Here is a 19,731-nt window from a genome sequence, read left to right as displayed (position 1 = left end):
CGCTGCATTTCAGTTTCCCCATACCGATTTTTTCAGACAGACCCGGAAAGCCATCAGCGTGTGCCACGGATAGAATAAGCCGCTCTCGCTGGGAGCATTGATACCTCCAAAGGTATCGGGTATCGTCCACGAATCCCCGTAACGGGCCTTCACGCCCACCAGGAAATAGGGATAGCTGCTGTACTCGCCCATGGGCTGAAACCATACGGGCTTCATGTTATTGTACCATTTCGAATGTTCGTCGGTCTCCGGATAGGTGTAGAACCGGCAGTATCCGGGATAGGTATCCAGTCCGGCGACGATCAGGCCGTTCTTCAGCCGCTCGGTGTAATCGTAGGTCCGGGGGCCTCCGTAACGGGGCATACGGTAGCCCGGCGGGCAGGTGTTGGCCTGCGTCGGATAGACCGGCGACATGATCATGATGCCGGGATCGCCCGTCCAGGCATACTGGTCCACGTAATAGGAAATCACATAAAGGCCGGGCCACGTGATATTGTAGTATCCCTGCCGATGCGGGGCCGAAAACTCGTCGGCCGAGCCGCGGTTCGGCTGCACCTTGTACGTAACGGACGTACGCACCAGACTGCTCGTCTCGTCGCCGCCTTTCGAGGGCGAAAGATCGGAAAGCCAGCCGCCGGAAGTCGCCGTCTGACTCCATGTCGTTCCGCGGGTCGTGATCGTAAACGCATAGGAACCGCCGTCGGCCGAGACCCAAGCCGGAATCTGACCTTCGACCTTGAAATAATAATGAGGCTGCGAAACGGCGATCTTGCGGACGATTTTCGCATTCTTCGTATGCACGAGCACGATCTCTCCCTTCCGGACAGCCGAAGGATCGTCGTTTTTGAGCGAATTTTTCGCACACGCGACCGTCACCTTGCCGCCGGAGCCGCCCGCCGGCGTCAGGGTGATCCAATCGGGCTTCGACTGCACCTTCCAGCCGCCGCCGTTCTCGGTCGTCACCTGGATCTGCTGCGAACCGCCCTTCGGGACGAACGACAGCGATGCGGGGGAAACCGACAGCGACTGGACACCCGTAGTCTGATGTACGGTGACGATTTTGGAGACCGTTCCGTCCTGGTGTCTGAACGTGAGATGCCCGGTCCGGTCGCCTCCGGTATTGGCCTCATAATTGATCTGCACGCTCCACGGGTCTGGGCTGTAATACCCTTTGGCGGGCGTTGCGGTAAGCCACGACGCATCGCTCGACACCGTCCAGCCCATGTGTTTGGGCGAGACCCGGACCGCGATCCGGTCCGACCCCTTCGTATTGGGAACGGTGAACTCCGCAGGCACGGCCTCCAGCGCCGGGACGGCCTTCTTGCGGGAAAACACCAGTTTGAGCGACTGGCCGCACTTCGTGGAAACGGTGACCGTAGCGCTCGCATCGGCCTTCAGGTAGGTCATCTCCGGAACCAGCAAGTAATACCAGTTGCTTTGGCTCTTGGTGATCGTCTTGTTCTCGGTGACCCCGGAAGGGACGAACATGAACTTATCGCTGGACAGAAACTGACCTAAATCCGTATAGGCACTGAATGCGTAAGCCGAAACCGCACCGGCACCCGACGTCATCGAAATATCCGCCTCCGGAATTTCGCAGTCGGGTGCGAGCTGAATCACCGCACCCCGTGTGAAATTATTACCCCATCTGTTAACATCCGAATAATAAACCAGATCGGGCTCGTTCGGAAATTCGATCGTCTGCGTCGCCGAACCGGATGCGACCGAATAGATCGCCGAAGAACCGTTCGTCTCGGAACCGTAATAAGACGTACCCGTCGATGGATTCACCGCAGTATAACGCACCCGGTAGGTGACCTTCACACGCAGCGGCGTCTTCTCCGCCGCATGCTGCGTAACCAGTGCGGAACCCGATACGGCGGCATGGGTGTATCCGGTCAGGGAAAATTTCGCACCGACCACGATGTCGTTCGCCGTATTATTATACGTGTTGAACCGCCCCTTCACTTCGCGGAACGCCTTCCCCTGCTGCGGACCGCTGCCCTGAATGCCGCCGTCGAACACGCCCGACGTCTCGCCGAGATAATACGAATGCCCCGGAACGGCGCTTCCCGAAGGCCAGAAGCTCCCGGCACTCCATGCCATCGAAGCGAACCGGGAGTCGATATAGGCCCGCACGGGTACTTCCGTTTCGTAGCAAGCGCACGACGCCGGTTCGACGTACAAACGGAAATCCTCGGCCGTCACAGGCGACTGGATGATCGTCAGCGAATCCGCGAGGTTGCCGGCCGTCACCCGGACCGTCGCATGACGCGCATCCGACACGAGCTCGGGCAGCCGGCCGTCCTGCGTACCGTCGTTCACCCGGACGAACCGCCGATTCTTTCCGGCCCCACCCGAAGGATCGACAAGTACGTACTTCGAGCTCCAGTTCTTCGGATAGTCCTCCGAAAGCGCCGCGGTCCATGCCGGAGCATCGGTCGAAAGGTCGCCCTCGTACTGGGTCTCGGTCGGATAACCCAACCCGTTGAAAAAGAGCATACGCGGATTCAGACCCAGATAATAGTGTCCGTCGGTGACGATGTCCATGGCCGAATTCTGGTCATCGACCGTGATCTCGGCCGTCAGGTTCTCGGAGGTGGCGTCCTCCGGCCGGGCGGCTCCCGGACCGCTCACGGCGACGACATTGACGATATAGCGATGGTTGCGCAACAGCGGCACTGGCTTCCCGTCGCACACGAAGTCGATCCGGTAATAGGATTTGCGGTAATTCGTGGAGGTCCCGTCCAGATTGGCCTCCGTGTACCGGCCCTCGACGATCAGATACGATTCGCAGACCGAATCCGCCCCGATCGGAGCCGGATCGCCGTAGGCCACGAGAGGCGACTCCCCGACATGGTTCCCGAGCGACAGGTTGTCGGCATAGGAGAAGGGAACGGGCTGCCGGAGGAAATAGCCGGGCTTGCTCTTTCTCCACGCCGGCTGCGCAGGCCGCGACACACGACCCTTGCGGAACTCCTCGATCGCCGCGGCATGCCCCAGTTCGGGGAAGAGCGCCGAACGGCTATAGGCATTGTAAAGCGACACGCTCGTCACCTCGAACGAACCCGAGGCGATCTTTCCCGTCGCGGTCGTATAATCCGGATTCTTCGCCGGGTCGGTCTCCATGCCCACCCCGAAGTCGATGCGCGCCAGAGCCCGCACCATGTTCACGCCGATCGTATCGCCCTCGGTCAGATGGGAACGGGCCGCCGAAATTCCCGACGAGGTATAGGTTCCCTCGGAAACCGTGCTGCCGACGCTGTACGCTTCGAACAGCCGGCCGATCGACGGATGCGTCTGGGGATTCGCCCCATCGACGGACTCGGACTGCGGGTCCGAGTTCGCATCCGCCGCAAAGACCGCGATCCGCTGTTCGCGTTCGGAATCGGAGCGAATCAGTTCGGTCCTGCACACATACTCGTCCTTCGCCGGATCGTACACGGCCAGCAGGGAAGACGTCACGGCCCGCAGCACCCAGTCCTGCCCGTCCGAAAAATATTGCAGTACCGAGACGTGCATCCCCGCGGAGGCGGCGTCGGCCGCCCGGGTCTTCACCGGGACGACCGAAGGGGACTGCACCTTCAGACGGAGCACGACAGGAACCTTCCGGTCCTTGAGATCCATCGACGAATCGTCATCGGTGTAGTCTTCGGTCCAGGGAACGGCCGAAAGCGCGACGTCCTCCACGGGCGTTCCCTTCAACGCATCCTCCTCCGACACCGCACCGGGTCCCTTCACGGGTACGACGAGCGTATAGCGGTGGTTGCGCAGCACGGGAGACGTATCCGCGTCGTCCTTGCCGCGAAACCCGACATAATAGTAGCACGGAACCGGATCCGGAAGGGTCGGCGCGGAGAACACGCCTTCGAGAATCCCGTACACCGGATCGTCGGCAGGGGCTTCGAAGAGGTAAATCGTCCGCACGAGCTCCCCCGAACCTTCCGGAAAGGCATAGGCGAACCGGCCGGACGCGCTGCCGGACGGAACCGTAGGCGCCGTGACCCGCCTGCCCGATGCGTCGAACACCGCCGGGTCGGGCGACACGCGGCCCGAGGTCCGGGCATTGCAGACGAAGAAGGCGGTCGGCGTGAACGTCATGCCGCTCCCGTCGAGCGCCGTATCGTCGATCTTCAGGTCGAGACGCGCCAGCGCACGCAGCAGGGAGACGGGAGCGAGCTTCACGTCGGCCTCCTCCGTATCCCGGTCGATCTCGAAGGCCCCGGACTGCGCCCACATGGGAATCGGGCGCAGCTCCTCGCCCTGCGCGTTCTGCGCGGGCCACCGGTCCTCGCAGACGGATACGATCCGCTCGAGCAGCGTCCCGCCCGACACGCCTACATCGGAAGAAGAGGGCAACAGCTTCCGCGTCTCCTCGTCCAAATTGGCCAGCAGCACCAGATACAACCGCTCCTTGCCCGATCCGACCGGACGTTCCAGCAGGATGCGGTATTCGCCGGGGCCTTTCACCTGGGTTTTCGCCGTGTAGCGATACCCGTCGTCATCGGCACCGAAAACCAGCGCGGTCAGTTCCGCCACCTCGCTCTCCTGCCCCGCGGTCATGGCCCGCGAAAGCGCCTTGTCGCCCGAAACGGAGACTCCGAGCACCAGTTCCACGGCCCCGGGACGTCCGGAGCGGGAGTCATCGACCCCGTCGGTCGTACATCCTGCCGCGCAGAGCGCAAGCACGCCCGACGGCAAAAGGATTCGCAACAACTGATTCAATCGTTTCATGGAGTGATTCTATTTTACGGTAAGGCTCCAATAGAGACTTCCGGCCTTGATCCGGTAGCTTCCCTTCGCAGGAGCCGTCAAATACGATGTTCCCCGGCTGCCGGACGAAACCACCCGGTCCGTCGCGTCGAGCAGATGCCAGGTCGGATAGGTCGTAATCACGCGGATCACGTCCCCCGCCGCGCAGGTGTGCACGACGTCGTTCCGATACTGCTCCCGCACGCTCAGCACGTATTGCCCGACGTTGGGCAGATCGACCACCCGGTTTTCCCACGTGAGCAGCGTGAACACCGCCTCGGCGGGCGAACCGTTCAGCGCAGCCTCGGGCGTGGCAGCCCCCGGAGCCGTTATATTATTGAGATTCAACACGTAGCGGTGATTCCGCAGCAACTCCTTGTCCAGCACCACCTTGTAATAGGTGTCGTTCCGGTCGTCCGACGCATCGGGCCCGCCCTTCACGATGAGCACGGTCTGCGATCCCGCGGCCGTCTCGGGCAGGTAAATCTGCCGCAGCAGCACGTGTTTCAGTCCGGCGTCGGCCGATGCGGCGGGATAGGCGAGCGGATACCGCAACATGTCGGCCGGAACGGCGGCTTCGACCGGCGCACCCGCAGGCGAAGGGTCCTTCACCGTCCCTGCCGCAAGTTCGTCCGCCGCCCCGAAATCGGGCGTCAGGGAGAAGTGCGAACGGTAATTCACGACATAGACGCCCCGCAGATAGAACGGATAGGTCACCCCGGGAGCACCCGCAGGCTGTCCCGCGCCGTCCTTCCCGACGGAGATATCGGCATAATTGATCCCCACGTCCAGCCGCGCGACGGCGGCGAGCAGCCCCACATCGACCGAGGCGACGGCTCCTTCCCGAAGCTCCTCCGGTGCGATCGTCCGGCTGATCCCGCTGAACGGCAGGTCGTTCCATAAAAGCTGCCCGCCCGAAGGCACGCACACCTGCCGGAATCCCGACCAGGAGGAGAAATCCGACAGCGTGGTGACCGAGAGCGCCTTTTCCAATCCGGCGGCCGTGCCCAGAGCGAAATTAGCCAGCACGACCAGCCGCCGGGCATAGGGTCTGCGGCTTATCCCGATGTAAAGGTCGTTCCGCCCGTTCGTCAGGTCGAAACGATCGAAGGCCAGCAATTCGTCGAACGTCCCGTCGTCGGCCCGGTAGGCGGCGACGGCCACATTGTGCAGCAGACGCTCGCGGTCGTACCCGCCGCCGGCATCCGGCCGGTCCAGATAGGGGCTCTCGCCGCCGTTCCCGTCCTGCCGCCGGAACGATTCGTAATCGCCCGCATAGGCGGCCGAGCCGTCCCCGGCGAAATCCAGTCCCTTCAGCTCCAGATGCAACGGCACGATCCTGTCGGCGGTCTCCGTCTCCGGAAAGTCGTTCCACGACTCGACGTCCACCTCCAGATTGACCGACGCCGACTTCAGCGCTTCCTCGACGGTAGGCATTCCCGGACCCGACACCCGTTTGACACTGAACAGATAGCGGTGGTTGCGCAGCACGGGCGCGAGCCCGCCGCCGTCCCGAACGTCGCGGCAGAAATCGACACGGTAATAGGTCGTTTCGACGTCGTTCCACGAAGCATTGGGATCGGACTTGTAACGGCCGCTGAGGACCAGACAGGCCGAATCCGCCGGGAACTCGGCCGACTCGGCCAGGTAAATCCCGCGGAAAAGCGCCGCCGAGCCGCCGCCGAGCTGCGGAACCGCATAGAGCAGTCCGCCCACATCGCCCTTCGCATCGTAACCGCCGCCCGGCAGCAGCCCGTTCGAAGCGTACTCCGGCACCCAGAGCGAGGGAGCCGACGCCTCGGTCAGCGCGGCGTCCTGATCCGCGACGAAGGCATCCGGCCGGGGCATCGCCCAGCCGCGGCGCTTGCTGCCGAACAGCCGGACGCTGTCCAGCCGGAATTCGGCGATCCGCGCCGCAGGGTCCGGCATACCGTTCTCGTCCACCCCCACGCCGACATCGGCCCGGGCGACGGCACGGATCATCCGCACGTTCTTCGGAAAGGGCATATCCGGTTCGACGACCATCGGTTCGAACCCGGCCCACATGGGAATAGAGGTGCGGAGGGAGGTGTCCCACGCCCCGTTCACGTCGAAAAAGAAACAGGCTTCGGCCAGCTCGGAATAGGGTCTTCCGATCCATTTCGTCCGCAGTTCGGCCACCGAAGGGGCGTTCTCCGCATTGACCAGCATGACCACGCGGTATTTCTCCCCATTGACGCTGCCCCGCAGGCGGAACGTCACGAACGAAGCATTGTGAATGGTGCAGGGGGCCACGTCGGACAGACGGTCCCGTTCGTCGAAAACCAGCACGCGCAGGGAGCCGATGTCGATCGCGGACTCCGCATCCGCCGTCATGGCGCGCGACGCCGGAGCGTCGCCGGCTGTCAGCCGCACGTCCAGATAAACCGCTTCCGGGCGGGGGCCGCCGCCTGCTCCCGCCGGCAGCTTCTCCCGCGAGCAGGCCGAAGCGTAAAGTCCCAGAAGTCCGGCCGCGACAAACGCGCGCAGACCGATCCTTCCCATTGCCATCCGTATCATAGATTCACCGTATTATCGTTAAACAGGTCGTAGCGCCGGATCAGGGCGGAAAGCTCCGGATCGAGATTTCCCCGGAACCGCAGCCGCGGCTGCAACTCCGCGGCCCGCAGCAGACTCCTGACCGCCCGTTCGTTGTCGCCCAGCCGGGCCGAAACCACGGCGAGCATGTATTTCACTTCGGCGTCGTCCGGACGGCGCGTCTCCTCGCGCCCCAAAATGCGGGCGGCGGCGCGGTCCAGCCCCACGGACATGTAGGCCAACGCCGTGTTCCGGTCCTCGTAAGGCCGCAACAGGGCCAGCGCCTCCTCGTACCGCCGTTTCTTCAGCAGTTCCACGCCGCGCAGGTAGGCGCTGTCCAGCACCGTCGTCCACACCGTGTCCCGCTTCATGCCGCGGCGGTGCAGAGAGAAGCGGAAATCCACGGCGCGCATCTGCGGATAGAGCTTTTCGCGCATGTATGCGTAGGACGCGGGGAACCGTTTGCGAATCAGCCACTCCCTCCGGTCGGGATCCACCTCCTTCCGCACGAGAGCGAGAATCCCCTCCCGGTCGGCGGCCAGCGCGGAGTCCGCCCGCACGAGCTCCTCGAGCCGGCCCCAGTCCTCGGCCAGCCATCCCGCACGCACGCGATCCGGCAGATCGGGCAGGCCGTTATCCGTCTCGATCCGGCGGACGCCGCCGCCGGCATCCAGCACATAGGAGCCGGCGATCCCGAGCGAATCCTTCATCTTCCGAAACTCGCGCACCAGCACCTCCTTCAGCGCTGCGGATCGCTCCCGGGCCAGCCGGTCATTGACCTTCCACGAACCTTCGGGCGACGAGGTGGCCGTCAGCGCGATGCTGTCGATGATGAAGACCGGATCGGTCATCAACGCCTGCGTCAGGCGCTTCACCGCCGCCAACTGCGCGCGGTTATCGGCCAAATCCTCCCGCACTTCGGTCCCGTTCCTGGGAAAGACGAAGAAAAAGCGGGCGTCGGCCTCGGCGTCGCGTCTGACGATGCGGTGCACGTAACGCGGCGCATCGTCGATAAACGAAATCATCGAAGTCACGGAATAGGTCAGCGTATCGCTCGCCGGAAGTTCGTAGCGGCGGCCGCCGACCGACGTGACCGCTCCGCGCAGGAAGAGGTGGATCCGGTCCGTATGTTCTCCCGCGTCGATCTGTTCGGCATAGCGGTAGGTCACGCTCCGGTCGGCGTGCACGATCGTGTCGAGCCGCGTGCCGGGAAGTTCGGGGAAACGCACGACCCGGCGGAAAACCTCTTCCTTGTTCCGGGCACGCTCCTCGTTGCGCTCGATCTTGCGCAGATCGTAGTATTCGAGCATCAGGGCCGCCGTGTCCAGGTCGCTCAGCAGGCGGATATTGGCCTCCACCGTCCGCCGGCGGATCCGGCTGCGCTGCACCTCGGAACTGTCCGAAAGCTCGCGACGGATCGCCCGCACGTACCCGGGCGTCTCCACCGGCCGGGGCTTGTAGTGCGGCGCGAGGTAGGCCGCGAGCGGATCGGACGGATGCCCCTGCGCCGCACGCCCGAGCGCCCCGACCGAATCGAGCCGGCTGCGCCGTTCGCGTGCGGCCTGGCGCCGCAGGTCGCGGAGTCCCCGCCGGTACACGCGCCGGTCGCTGAGCCGGCTCCGCCCGGAGACGGTATTCCCGGCAGCGGCATCGAGCCGCGCCTTCTCCTCCAGCAGGGCCTGACGCCGGACCGCCGCCTTATGCAGGTAGGACTCGAATCCGGCGACGTCGGCGAAACAGCGGAAGTAGTCCGCGCTGTCCACGATCGAATGCAGGTAGCGGTCGTAACGCGCCATGTCCTGCCGCTGCAAGCGGCGGAAGCGTTCGCCCGTGAACAGCAGCCGGTGCAGTGAAAAGGTGTCCTGTCGCGTGCAGAGCACCGGCTCCAGTTCTACACGCCACTGGTCGTCGAGCAGCTCCCGGGGCAACGTCACCGAAAACTCCAGGTCGATCTTGCCGTTGCGTTCGGCCACATTGCGGATATTATTGACCGAAATGGTCACCTGTTCGATCCGAAGGTTCATCACCGACTCCTGCAACCGATCGTCGTAAGCCGCCGGTACGAGCCGGAGTTCGCGGCCGTCCTCGGTGGTGAAGGTGATCGGTCCGGAGGCGGCCGTCGTATCCCCCTGCGGCGCGGCGGCCGGTTCGGGTGTCCGGCGCCGGGAAGGCATGGAAACCTGCACGCGCGCATCGCCGCTCCGCCGCAAACGCGCGAAGCGCCGCGAACAACCGCACAGGAGAATCAACAGGAGCAACAGCATCGGTCTATGTATTCGGAATCCAGGCAAAACAGTCTCGCATTACAGATCGGAACCCTGAAACCAGATCGTCCAGCCGTTGATCGTCACCGAAAGGGCGACGAACGTTCCCGAAAACGCATCTCCCTTGTAGTTGAAGAACAGCGTCCACTCGTCCTGCCTGTCGAGGTACTCCTGCAACAAGGCGATCCCGGAGGGGCGGGTTTGTTCCAACAGTCCGATCAGGTCTCTGGACCACAATATGTTATCAGGATCGTACACGCTTCGGACCACCAGACGGCAGGGGACGTCCTCCAGCAGGCGCATCGTGTTGAGTTCGCCTGCCGCGCCGGACAGGTCGCCCGAAATCCGGTACGGCAGGAACGACACGGAGTCCGCGCCGACGGGCCGGTTGTCCGCGTCGTAGGCCTCGTGCCCGGCCGAAACGATCTCGAACGTATAGGGAGACCGGCCGCCCGACGAGGCGTCGGCACGCGAGGTTCCCTCCTCGGTCAGCGAAATCCGGAAGCGGTTCGTGTCTTTCATCAGGTCTATGGTATGCGTCCGGCGGCCCGCTCCGGGATCGTAGGCGATCGTCCGGGGTGCGGCGTACCAGACGGGATGCAGTTCCGCATCGCAGACTCCCTGCGCGACGCGCGTCAGGGTCAGACGGACATCCTCCAACCGGGTCTTTCCGGGTTGCAGGTCCGCAGTCGCGCTGCGAACGTCCGACAGACGGAAGTCGTCGGACAGGCCGCCCCAGACGAGAAACATGTAAGTCCCGGGGGAGAGTCTCTCGTGAAGCGGCAGCGTATAATCGGTGCGGCCGAGCTCCTCCCGGCCGGCCGTCTCGGTGAAAAGGTACGTTCCGTCGGCATCGAACACGAGCAGATCAATGCGGTCGATCTCACGGGAAGCATCGGCAGCGGCCATGTTGTATTCATAGGTGAAATGCAGGTAGAGTCCGCAGTCTCCGTACGAATCGCCGAAACTGCACGCGCCGAAGAGCGCGAGCGGAATCAGCGCCGCGAAAAGGGGCCGAAGGTATTGGATGCAGCGAAACGACATAATTCTGTTTTAGACGATCGCCGAAGGCCGGAGGCCGCCGGTGATCCGTAATCTCCGTTTTGAAAAAACCGTAAAAACAAGGGGCGGCACAAACCGCGCGGCCCGTGCCGCCCCTTTCTCATATAAACATATCGAAAAGACGTATTGATCCGAAGAGGGTCAGAGCTCCACGCCCTGCTCCCAGGTCGTCCAGTCGGCGACCGTCACGGTCACGCTCAGGTAAGCGTCGGTTCCCTCGTTGGGCGTATTCTCGTCCGGATTGCTGGGATCGACGATATCGGGATCCGTGGGATCGGGGATGAACGGCGTGCCGCGCTTGCTGATCTTGTCGATCTTCAGCGTGTACCAGTTGTTGCGGACCACGCCCCATTTGCCTTCCACCAGTTTATCCTTGATATTCGAATTGTGCTTGATGAGAATATCGTAGTAGCAAATGCCCTTGTAATAGATCTGCATGTAGGCGCCGGGATAGTCGGCAAGATCGCTCATGTCGCGGACCGTAGCGGCCACATAACCGATCTTGTCCAGCGGATTCTTGGGCGTAGCGGAAGCGCTCAGGTCCGAATACAGCGCATCGTAATCGCCCTCCTGTGTACCGGTCTTCACATAAGAGGCCTTTTTCGCGATCTCTCCCATCAAATTCTGAATCATCTTGACATCATCCGCCGAAATGGAACCGGAAGCCGTGCCTTTCAGCAGATTCGCCATGTCCTTGTACGAAATCAACTCGGTATGCGTCCCTACGCTGTCCGAAGAGAATACGAACCACGTTTCGGACTTCGAGGCATCGGACGTATCCTTGAAGTCCTCGGGGAAGAACCGGGCTTTCAGCACGAGTTTGGTCGTATTGATGACCTTCTGTCCGGCCACGGACATCGTATTTTCGATGACATAGACCGGATCGGACTTCGTATTCCAGGCCGAGGGAGGCGTGGCATTCTTCAGCCAGTCGAAATCGGTGGCGGGAGAGAGCGGATAGTTGTTGTCCTGACGGTATGCGATGGAGAGGTCCTTTCCGGGATTGTTCTGGGCATCGTACACCAGCGGCGAATAGGGCAGATAGGATTTGTTGGTCGTGTTCGGCAGCCAGCCGTCCAGGAAGATGGCCGCATTCTCGGCCTCGTCTTCCAACACGATCGCATTGGGACTCGAGATGGTGGACACCTCCTGCATCGGCGTAGATAGTCCCACCTTGGCGACCAGACGCACGACGACGACGGAGACCGGCTTGGCCTTGGCGGCCTCCTGCGGAGTGGAGCTGGAACCCATGTTGTCCTTGGTGAAAAGATTGCCCGAGCACTCAATGAGCCCTTCGTCCGCATTGGTCCCGTCGAACACACCCTGGTTGATCATCGGGAATCCGTCCTTGGCCGCCACGACGTCGGCGATGTCCGAAAGCGCCTTGTCCTTCAGCTCGGCGAAGGAGGTCGCGGTCTTCAGCGTCTTCTCGAGTGCCGGCGTGGGATTCAGCACGATCATCACGTACTTGGTCGCATCGGACACCTTGATGGCTTCGCCGGCCGAAATATTGCCCGTATTTCCCGAGGGCTGTCCGGGCAGCGTCTGATTGGCGGGATCCAGCACGATATCCTTCGTCAGATCGAGCGGCGTGGCGGCGAGTTTCTGCCGCTGGGCGTTGAACGTCAGAATATATCCCGATTTGACGGTCGATTCTGCGACCGAGCCCGCCGCCGTATTGGCGGCATAGGTCCGGGCGGAACGGGAGCCGCCCAGCGCAACGGACAGATAGGTGTCGCCCGTAATAGCGCCGGGACCGCCCTGTCCGGGAGTTTCGCCGTCCTTGCTGCAACTGCTGAAGACCGCAGCCAGAGCAAGCATCGAAACCAAAACAGATTTCATTTTCATAAAGAGAAATTTTAGTTAAACAAAAAAGTGAATTGGGAATAAAAACCGGCAGTAGCAGGAATTCTACTGCGAGATGTTCCGATAACGTTCCAGACGCGCGTTGTCCCCGCGCTTGCGCTCCAGCTCCTCCAGATTCCGGCGGGCCTCCGCGCGTCCGGCGTCGGCCGCACGGCGCAGCAGCGGTTCCGCTTCGTCGAGCCGGTTCTCCAGGAGCAGCGCCGCGCCGCGGTTGTTGGCGAACGCCGAGGCCATCGCGGCATCCGGCGCGGCGATCGCCCCGGCCGCATGGTCCAGGCAGCGCTCGGCAGCCGCCGCATCGCCCCGTTGCAGAAGCGAGGCCGCCGCATTGATATTGGCCGCGGGATCGTCCGGATAGAGTTCGAGAATCCGGTCGAAAAAGCCGTGGTAGCGCGCGGAATCGGAAGCATACGACACCGCGATGCGGTACAGTTCCATTTGCGAAAGTTTCTCGGGCGCATGTTCGGCCACGGAGAGCGACTCCTCGAAAGTATAATCACGCAGATCGTAACGCACCTGATAGTCCACGTGGCGGAGCTGCGGGAAGATATCGGTCAGCAACCGCTGCCACGTCCGGCCCGTCGCCCGGAGCGCCTGTTCCTTTCCGTCGGGCGTCAGCGGCCCGTCGATGATCCGGAGCACCCGCTCGCGGTCGGGCAGATCGCTCTCCTCGACCAACTGGCGCAGACCGCTCCAGTCCTCGCCCACGGAGCTCACGCGGAAAATCCCCTCGGGAAGCGCATAGGCCCGTTGCAGGTAATCCTTCAGCGCCTTGGCGCGGGCCAGCGAAAGACCGGCGTTCCGCTCGGCATTTCCGTCCGGAGAGGCGTAGCCCTCGATGAAAATATCGGTGATCTCACCGTCGCCGTCCCGGCGAATCCGGTCGATGACAGCGCGGATCTTGCCCAACTCCTCGCCGTTGTGACGGAAATCGGGAAGGATAGCCGAGCGGCCGACCTGGAAATCGAGAAACGCCTCGCCCTTCACCAGCCGCTGCTTGGATTCGGGCCCCGGCTCGCAGTAAACGACCGAGACCTGCGGAACGTAAGGCTCCAGCGCCGGGAAGGCGATCCGGTCGCCGAGCGCGACGGTGAGCAACTGCCGCTTGCCGCCGCAGGAGGCGAGCACCTCCTGCAATTTGAGCGAGGCGCCTCCCATCCACTCCTCGTAGGGAACCGCCGCCGCATAGTCCACGAGCGTCTGCTCCTCGTCCGCCACGTTCACGGTCTGATAAGGCTGCTCCTCGCTCCAAAACCTGCGTGTCAGACGGTTCCGGCGATCCGTCATCCGCCGCCGGTTCCTCCCGTTGATCACCACGCGCGGAAAATAGCGGAAGTGCTTCCCGTCCGCCGTACTCAGCTCGGGCACGAACGTCCAGCTCTGGCAGGTATTGACGGCCCGGTTCCGGATCAGGAACTCGAACTCCAGCCGCAACGAATCGTCGCGGTCCACGTCGAGCCGCTTGCATGTCATCCGAATGTCCCCGCGGAACTGGGCCCGGAGCGTTCCGGAACCTCCGGCGAGGGAGACGAACAGCGAAACGAGCAAAAGATAGAATTTCCTCATGCCGACAAAAGTTATTTGTGATTGAAAAGATAGACGACCGAAATACCGATACGCGTCGGGCCCCAGTAGCCGTGGTGCTCGTCGCGGCCGGTGACCCGCCCGCAACGGTAGCACTCGAACCGGTCGTAGCGCGTATAGATATACCCCAGACCGACGGTCGCCTCGAGATTCCAGTGCGCTCCAAGATACCAATGGTAGCCGTAGCTTATGCCGCCGCCGACCATCCATCCCTGGTAGCGCGTATGGCGGAGCGTCGGCAGCAGCGGAACCCGGAATCCGCCGGCGTTGTACTGTCCGCCCAACAGGTGCACGCCCCAGAAGCCACGGTTGAACGCCTCGCAGTTCCACCGCCGGATTTCGGGCTGCACCAGCCAGTGCTTCACCTTCCGGTTGCCGGAGAAAGTCCACGGATTGAGATTCCCCGAGAGGTCCACGGACCAGCGCGCGGAGAATCCCGCCTCCAGCGCCAGATTGACCGTCGTCGTCGCATCGTAGAGCAGGTTGCTCTTGACGGCCAGCCGCTGCGCATGCGCCTCCGCGATTCCGCAAAACAGCATCAATAGAAACGGCAGTAAAACTCTGTTCATATCGTTGTCTTCCGCCCTGCTCTATTCTCAATAGAGCGGACCGGCTGCCGACAACTGATTTTCAACGACATAAAACGGAAATACGTTTCAGCGCGCGGCGTATTCCGAAACGGACGGGCTCCGGAGCGGGAACCTGCTGGAAACCAAGCGACAACAAAACCGTTTGCTGAAACACTGCTGAAACATAACGTAACGAATAACAGATTGGACCCATGAAAAACCCCCTTTTGCTGCACGACCTATTATATATAGGCGAACACCAGACCTGCAACCACTACCGGGCCGACGTCGGGAGCGGCTTCATCTACGAAGAGCTCGAAGCCGGCGAAACGGAACGGCTCGACACCGTGCGGAGGAACCACCTGCTGATCCTGCTGGAAGGGCGCTGCTCGCTCGACTGCAACCAGTTCTCGGGCCGCGACTTCTCGGCCGGCGAGATGATCCTCGTACCGCGTTCGGCGGCGTTCAGCGGACGGACGCTCACACGGGTCCGGCTGCTGGACATGGCCTTCGAGAAACCCGAGAGCGGCTGCGACCGGCTCGTGCTGCAAAGCTATCACACGCTGTGCCGGCAACTGCGCTACGATTTCCGCCCCACCGAGATCCGGTATCCGCTCACCGCCTTCTTCGACCTGCTCGTCTTCTGCCTGAAGAACGGCATGAGCTGCGCGCACCTGCACGAAATGAAACACCGGGAGCTCTTTTTCTATCTGCGCGGGTTTTACAGCAAGGAGGAGATCGCCGGGCTCTTCTACCCGATCGTCAGTCGGTCGTTCGACTTCCGCAATTTCGTCTTCGAAAACTACCGGAAGGTGCATTCGCTCAAGGAGCTGATCGACCTCTCGCCCATGAGCCGCAGCACCTTCCTGCGCCGGTTCAAGAGCGAGTTCAACGACACGGCCCACGACTGGATGCTGAAACAGACATGCCAGCGCATCGTCGGAGAGATCGCCTGTCCGGAGACGACGATCAAGGACCTCATGGCCAAGTTCGGCTTCGACTCGCACAGCAGCTTCAACCGCTTCTGCAAAGCGAATTTCCACTGTACGCCGTCGGAGCTGATACGCAGATACCGCAAGGACGTGTCATGCAGATAGTCACGCAATATCTCACTGGCATTCACACCGATACGTCATGCGTCAGCCGGATCGCCCGCCCGTCGGAAACGCCGGCCCGGCATCCGACTTCCGGACTTTGACCGAAAGCGGCAACAGGATGGAACGTACGGAGAACCGCGACGGGCGGAAAGTCGCTAAATTTGCACCGAGTAAAAAAGAATTCTTTCCGAAAAGAAAAAAGTCATGCTCTATTGAGAATAGACCATGACTTCACAAATATAGGGAATATTGCGGAAAATCCAAATAAAAATCGCCCCGTTTCCGCGGTTCCGGAGCGTCACCGCCCCTGCTTCCGCCGTTTCCGGCGGACCGACCACCCGAAACGGCCCAGCGCATCGCCCAGCGCGAAGTACTCGCCGTGGGAATAGACGATCGGTTCGGCCCGTTCGAGGCAGAACCGCCCCGTGGCGGGGTCGATATAGGCTTCGTCCGCCTGCACGTTCACCACTTCGGCCAGGAACATGTCGTGCGTGCCCAGCGGCAGCACCTGACGCACGCGGCACTCGATGCTGACGGGCGCCTCGGCGATCAGGGGCGCCGCGACCCGTTCGGCCGGAACGGGCGTGAGCCCCGTCTCGCGGAACTTGTCGAAATCGCGCCCCGAACGGACGCCGCACCAGTCCGTAGCGCGCGCCATCGAACGCGTCGTGAGGTTGATGACGAACTCGCCCGTGCGGCGGATGACCGCATAGGAATGCCGCTCGGGCCGCACGGAGATATAGCACATGGGCGGCGTCGTGCAGACCGTCCCGGTCCAGGCCACTGTCAGCATGTTGTACTCTTCGGGGGTGGCGCCGCAGCTCACCAGCACCGCCGGCAGCGGATACAGCACCGTACCGGGTTTCCAGTTCTGTTTCATACGATCGGAATTCGGGAACAAAGATAGCACAATCCGGAAGCAGCACCAAACGACGCGCCGGCCACACCGGGGCGAAACCCGTCCAAACGGGGCGAAGACCGGAGCCCGTCCGCATCCCGGCGGCAGAAAACAATCCGGCGGCGCGCACACCAAAAACGCCCCGTCTTGCGTTATATTTGCAGCATGTTACCGGAATTCATACGCTACCTCGAGGCCGAACGGCGCTACTCGCCGCTCACCGTCCGCAACTACCGCCGCGACATCGAACGGTTCATGGCGTGGCTCGACTGCGACGACGCTTCGTTCGACCCGCAGAGCGTCACCACGGACCAGGTGCGCGAATGGATCATCGACCGTACCGAACAGGGAGGTATCGGCGCCGCGTCGATGAACCGCGAGGTCTCGTCGCTCAGGACCCTCTTCCGCTGGCTGCTCCGCACGGGCGCCGTCACGCACGACGTCATGCGTCCGATCGCCTCGCTCCGGACTCCGCACCGGTTGCCGGCCTTCGTGCCCGAGAGCCGCATGAAGGGCATCGTCGGGGAGTGCGAACGCGACAGCGGAGACTTCGCCGCCGAACGCGACGCGCTGATCGTACTGATGCTCTACGCCTGCGGACTGCGGCTGGCCGAGCTGGTGGGCATCGACCGGGACGACCTGTCGGACGACGCCATGTCGCTGCGCGTGCGCGGCAAGGGCGACAAAGAGCGGATGGTCCCCGTACCGGAGCCCGTCCGCGAAAAGATTCTGCGCTACCTCGACCTGATTAAGCGGCAGAATATTTGCGATTCCGGAGAAAAAGCGCTATTTTTAACACGGAAAGGAGAGCGCATATCCCGCACGGCGGTTTACCGCACGGTGCGCCGCGAACTGGAGCGCAACGGAGTGCAGGGCAAGAAAAGCCCCCACGTCCTGCGGCACACGTTCGCCACGCACCTGATGAACGGCGGCGCGGATATGCGGGAGATACAGGAGCTCCTCGGACACGCCTCGCTGCAGGCCACGCAGGTCTACACGCACAACAGCATAGCCAGGCTCCGGGAGGTCTATGCGAAGGCCCATCCCCGTGAAAAGGATGGGAAGTGATTAACTTAATAAACTGTAAGGCTATGAACGTACAGATTCAATCCGTGAAATTCGACGCCGACAAACGGCTGGTCGAATTCGTGAACGCCAAGATGACGAAACTGGACCGCTTCGCGGAACGCTCGACGGGCGCCGAAGTCATTCTGAAACTCGATAAGGACCACGAAAAGGGAAACAAGATCGCAACCATCACGCTGCACATGCCGGGCGAGGACCTGGTGGCCTGCCACCAGTCCAAGGCCTTCGAGGAGTCGGTGGACGAGGCGATCGACGCCCTGAAACGCCAGTTGGAGAAATTCAAGGCGAAAACCGAGAAATAGCAGCCCGCCCCTGCCGGACGGAGAAAACGGCGGCGGCCGCCTTCCTGCGAAGGCGGCCGCCGCCGTTTTCTCCGTCCGGCAGGCATTTCCGGGATGCCGACGGAAGCGTACCGGAACGTGCGGCGACACCGGAGCCGATGCCCCCTCCGAAGCAAAAAGCCGTCCCCCAGAACGGGAACGGCACGGAACGGCACGAAGTAAAACGGCCATACTTCCGTATGGCCGTTTTACTTCGTAGTGGATAGGGGATTCGAACCCCTATGTCATGCGTGAGAGGCATGTATCCTAACCCTTAGATGAATCCACCGTTTGAGTTTCGTGGTGCAAAGATAAGGTCTTCTTTCGAATCTCCAAAATTTTCGGACAAAATATGTGATTTTTTTTCGGAAAGGGCCGCAAAACACGCTTTTTGACTATCTTTATCCGGACATAACCCCTTTAACCCTTCCGCCATGAAAAAAGCACTCCTGCTGTCTGCCGCCGCACTCCTGCTGGCCGTCTCCTGCAACCGACGCCCGGTACGCCCCGCATTCGGGACCGTGAGCGTCGATACGCTGCTCGGAGACAGCGGCGCCGGATGCCGGATCGAATACCGGTTCGCCACGATCCTGAACGCCGCGGAATCCCCGGCGCTGCAAGCCGTCGAGCAGGCCAACATCCGCTACTTCTTCCAGACCGGGGAGCAGACCGGGTCGGTACGGGAAGCGATCGCCGCCGCCGTCCGGGAGATCGACACGATCTACACGGCGGACATCCGGCCGACGCAGTCCTACGAAATATCGGTCGAAGCGGAGGGCAGCGTGCAGGATTCGCTGCTCACCTACGTCATCACGCGGTCGAGCTACACGGGCGGCGCACACGGCATCTACGAGACCGAATACCACACCTACTCGCTCGCAAAGGGGTATGAAATCACGACGGCCGATCTCTTCACCGAGGAGCAGGCGGAGCGTCTCGACGAACTGATCCTGCGCAAACTCTGCCGGCAATACGGTGCGAGGAACGAGGAGGAGCTGGCCGCACAGGGCTTCTTCCCCGAACAGATCGGCGCCACGGAGAATTTCCGTATCGCGCCCGAAGGCATCGTTTTCTGCTACAATCCCTACGACATCGGCTGCTACGCGCTGGGCGCCGTCGAGGTCACGGTAAGCCGCGAAGAACTGGACGAACGCTGAGCGGAAAGGATACGGACACCCCGACTCCCCGGAAAACGGATCCGGAAAAGGTCCCGGACGACGGGTCCGGTTCCGCCGGACCCGCCCTGTCCCGCTACAAACCGCCGCAAAAAAGAAAAAGGCCCGAGTCTCACGACTCAGACCTTTTTTCGGAGGGGAACCACCCCCTTCCAAAAACGAGGTTTAATCGAAGGTATTCGACCTTCGGAACGAGTACCGCCCCTCGAGTCTTAGTGATGCGTTCCGCATCACAACCTGCCGATTTCCTCAACCAACCTAAAACTACTAACCTAAATGAACCTTAAAACTTCACTGCAAAGATAAGGGCCTTTTTCGAATTACGCAAATAATTTATGAATATATTAAATATATTTAACAATTTGGTAACATACAAAGCTCTGCAAAAGGCAGGAAACGAGAAAGGCAGCAAGATATAATACAATAAAAACCAGCGCATTGCATCAAATAATACAACCGTCGGGCGTATCGCCGGAAAAACCGGATACGGACCGGAACCGTC

General features: G+C 61.8%; 12 protein-coding genes and 1 tRNA gene. 4 read left to right on the top strand and 9 right to left on the bottom strand.

Features of this window, described 5'->3' with window-relative positions:
- Window positions 1-9: 9 nt before the first annotated feature.
- From FME97_RS07860 to FME97_RS07830, 7 genes are all read right to left on the bottom strand, one after another.
- Complete coding sequence (locus tag FME97_RS07860) at window positions 10-4,734, bottom strand: BACON domain-containing protein (RefSeq protein ID WP_141428775.1); 4,725 nt, start codon at window positions 4,732-4,734, stop codon at window positions 10-12.
- A 9-nt stretch (window positions 4,735-4,743) separates the two neighbouring features.
- Window positions 4,744-7,290 carry a hypothetical protein gene (locus tag FME97_RS07855; RefSeq protein ID WP_141428773.1) on the bottom strand — a complete coding sequence of 849 codons (2,547 nt, stop codon included), beginning with the start codon at window positions 7,288-7,290 and terminating at the stop codon, window positions 4,744-4,746.
- Window positions 7,287-9,572 carry a hypothetical protein gene (locus FME97_RS07850; RefSeq protein WP_141428772.1) on the bottom strand — a complete coding sequence of 762 codons (2,286 nt, stop codon included), beginning with the start codon at window positions 9,570-9,572 and terminating at the stop codon, window positions 7,287-7,289. The genes FME97_RS07855 and FME97_RS07850 overlap by 4 nt, the downstream gene beginning before the upstream one ends.
- 39 nt (window positions 9,573-9,611) lie before the next feature.
- On the bottom strand, window positions 9,612-10,616 hold the full coding sequence (locus FME97_RS07845) for a FimB/Mfa2 family fimbrial subunit (RefSeq protein WP_141428770.1): 1,005 nt from the start codon (window positions 10,614-10,616) through the stop codon (window positions 9,612-9,614).
- 159 nt (window positions 10,617-10,775) lie between these two features.
- Window positions 10,776-12,482 carry an Mfa1 family fimbria major subunit gene (locus tag FME97_RS07840; RefSeq protein ID WP_141428768.1) on the bottom strand — a complete coding sequence of 569 codons (1,707 nt, stop codon included), beginning with the start codon at window positions 12,480-12,482 and terminating at the stop codon, window positions 10,776-10,778.
- 63 nt (window positions 12,483-12,545) lie between these two features.
- Window positions 12,546-14,066: an OmpA family protein gene (locus tag FME97_RS07835; protein WP_141428766.1), complete on the bottom strand. Its 1,521-nt coding sequence runs from the start codon at window positions 14,064-14,066 to the stop codon at window positions 12,546-12,548.
- A gap of 11 nt (window positions 14,067-14,077) precedes the next feature.
- Entirely contained in the window at window positions 14,078-14,653 is a 576-nt protein-coding gene (locus FME97_RS07830; protein WP_162852161.1) for a DUF3575 domain-containing protein, read from the bottom strand.
- 212 nt (window positions 14,654-14,865) lie between these two features.
- Between FME97_RS07830 and FME97_RS07825 the strand changes: the two genes are divergently transcribed.
- Window positions 14,866-15,750 carry a helix-turn-helix domain-containing protein gene (locus FME97_RS07825; protein WP_141428764.1) on the top strand — a complete coding sequence of 295 codons (885 nt, stop codon included), beginning with the start codon at window positions 14,866-14,868 and terminating at the stop codon, window positions 15,748-15,750.
- Between the two features lie 298 nt (window positions 15,751-16,048).
- Here the strand turns inward: FME97_RS07825 and FME97_RS07820 are convergent, their stop codons facing one another.
- Window positions 16,049-16,630, bottom strand: a complete 582-nt coding sequence (locus FME97_RS07820) for a flavin reductase family protein (RefSeq protein ID WP_141428762.1) — start codon at window positions 16,628-16,630, stop codon at window positions 16,049-16,051.
- Window positions 16,631-16,813: 183 nt separating this feature from the next.
- On the opposite strand from FME97_RS07820, the gene FME97_RS07815 reads away from it, so the two are divergent.
- On the top strand, window positions 16,814-17,716 hold the full coding sequence (locus tag FME97_RS07815) for a tyrosine-type recombinase/integrase (protein ID WP_141428760.1): 903 nt from the start codon (window positions 16,814-16,816) through the stop codon (window positions 17,714-17,716).
- Window positions 17,717-17,739: 23 nt separating this feature from the next.
- A complete protein-coding gene (gene hpf, locus FME97_RS07810; protein ID WP_141428758.1) occupies window positions 17,740-18,036 on the top strand; it encodes a ribosome hibernation-promoting factor, HPF/YfiA family in 297 nt (98 codons plus the stop codon).
- Between the two features lie 235 nt (window positions 18,037-18,271).
- On the opposite strand, the gene FME97_RS07805 is transcribed toward hpf, so the two are convergent.
- Window positions 18,272-18,343, bottom strand: a tRNA-Glu gene (locus FME97_RS07805).
- Window positions 18,344-18,488: 145 nt separating this feature from the next.
- On the opposite strand from FME97_RS07805, the gene FME97_RS07800 reads away from it, so the two are divergent.
- Window positions 18,489-19,211: an RsiV family protein gene (locus FME97_RS07800; protein ID WP_141428756.1), complete on the top strand. Its 723-nt coding sequence runs from the start codon at window positions 18,489-18,491 to the stop codon at window positions 19,209-19,211.
- Window positions 19,212-19,731: the final 520 nt, after the last annotated feature.

It is taken from the genome of Alistipes dispar (genome assembly GCF_006542685.1).
GTDB classification, from domain to species: Bacteria; Bacteroidota; Bacteroidia; order Bacteroidales; family Rikenellaceae; genus Alistipes; species Alistipes dispar.
Note: the sequence above shows the minus strand (reverse complement) of the source record. Positions and strands in the feature narration are given on the sequence as shown.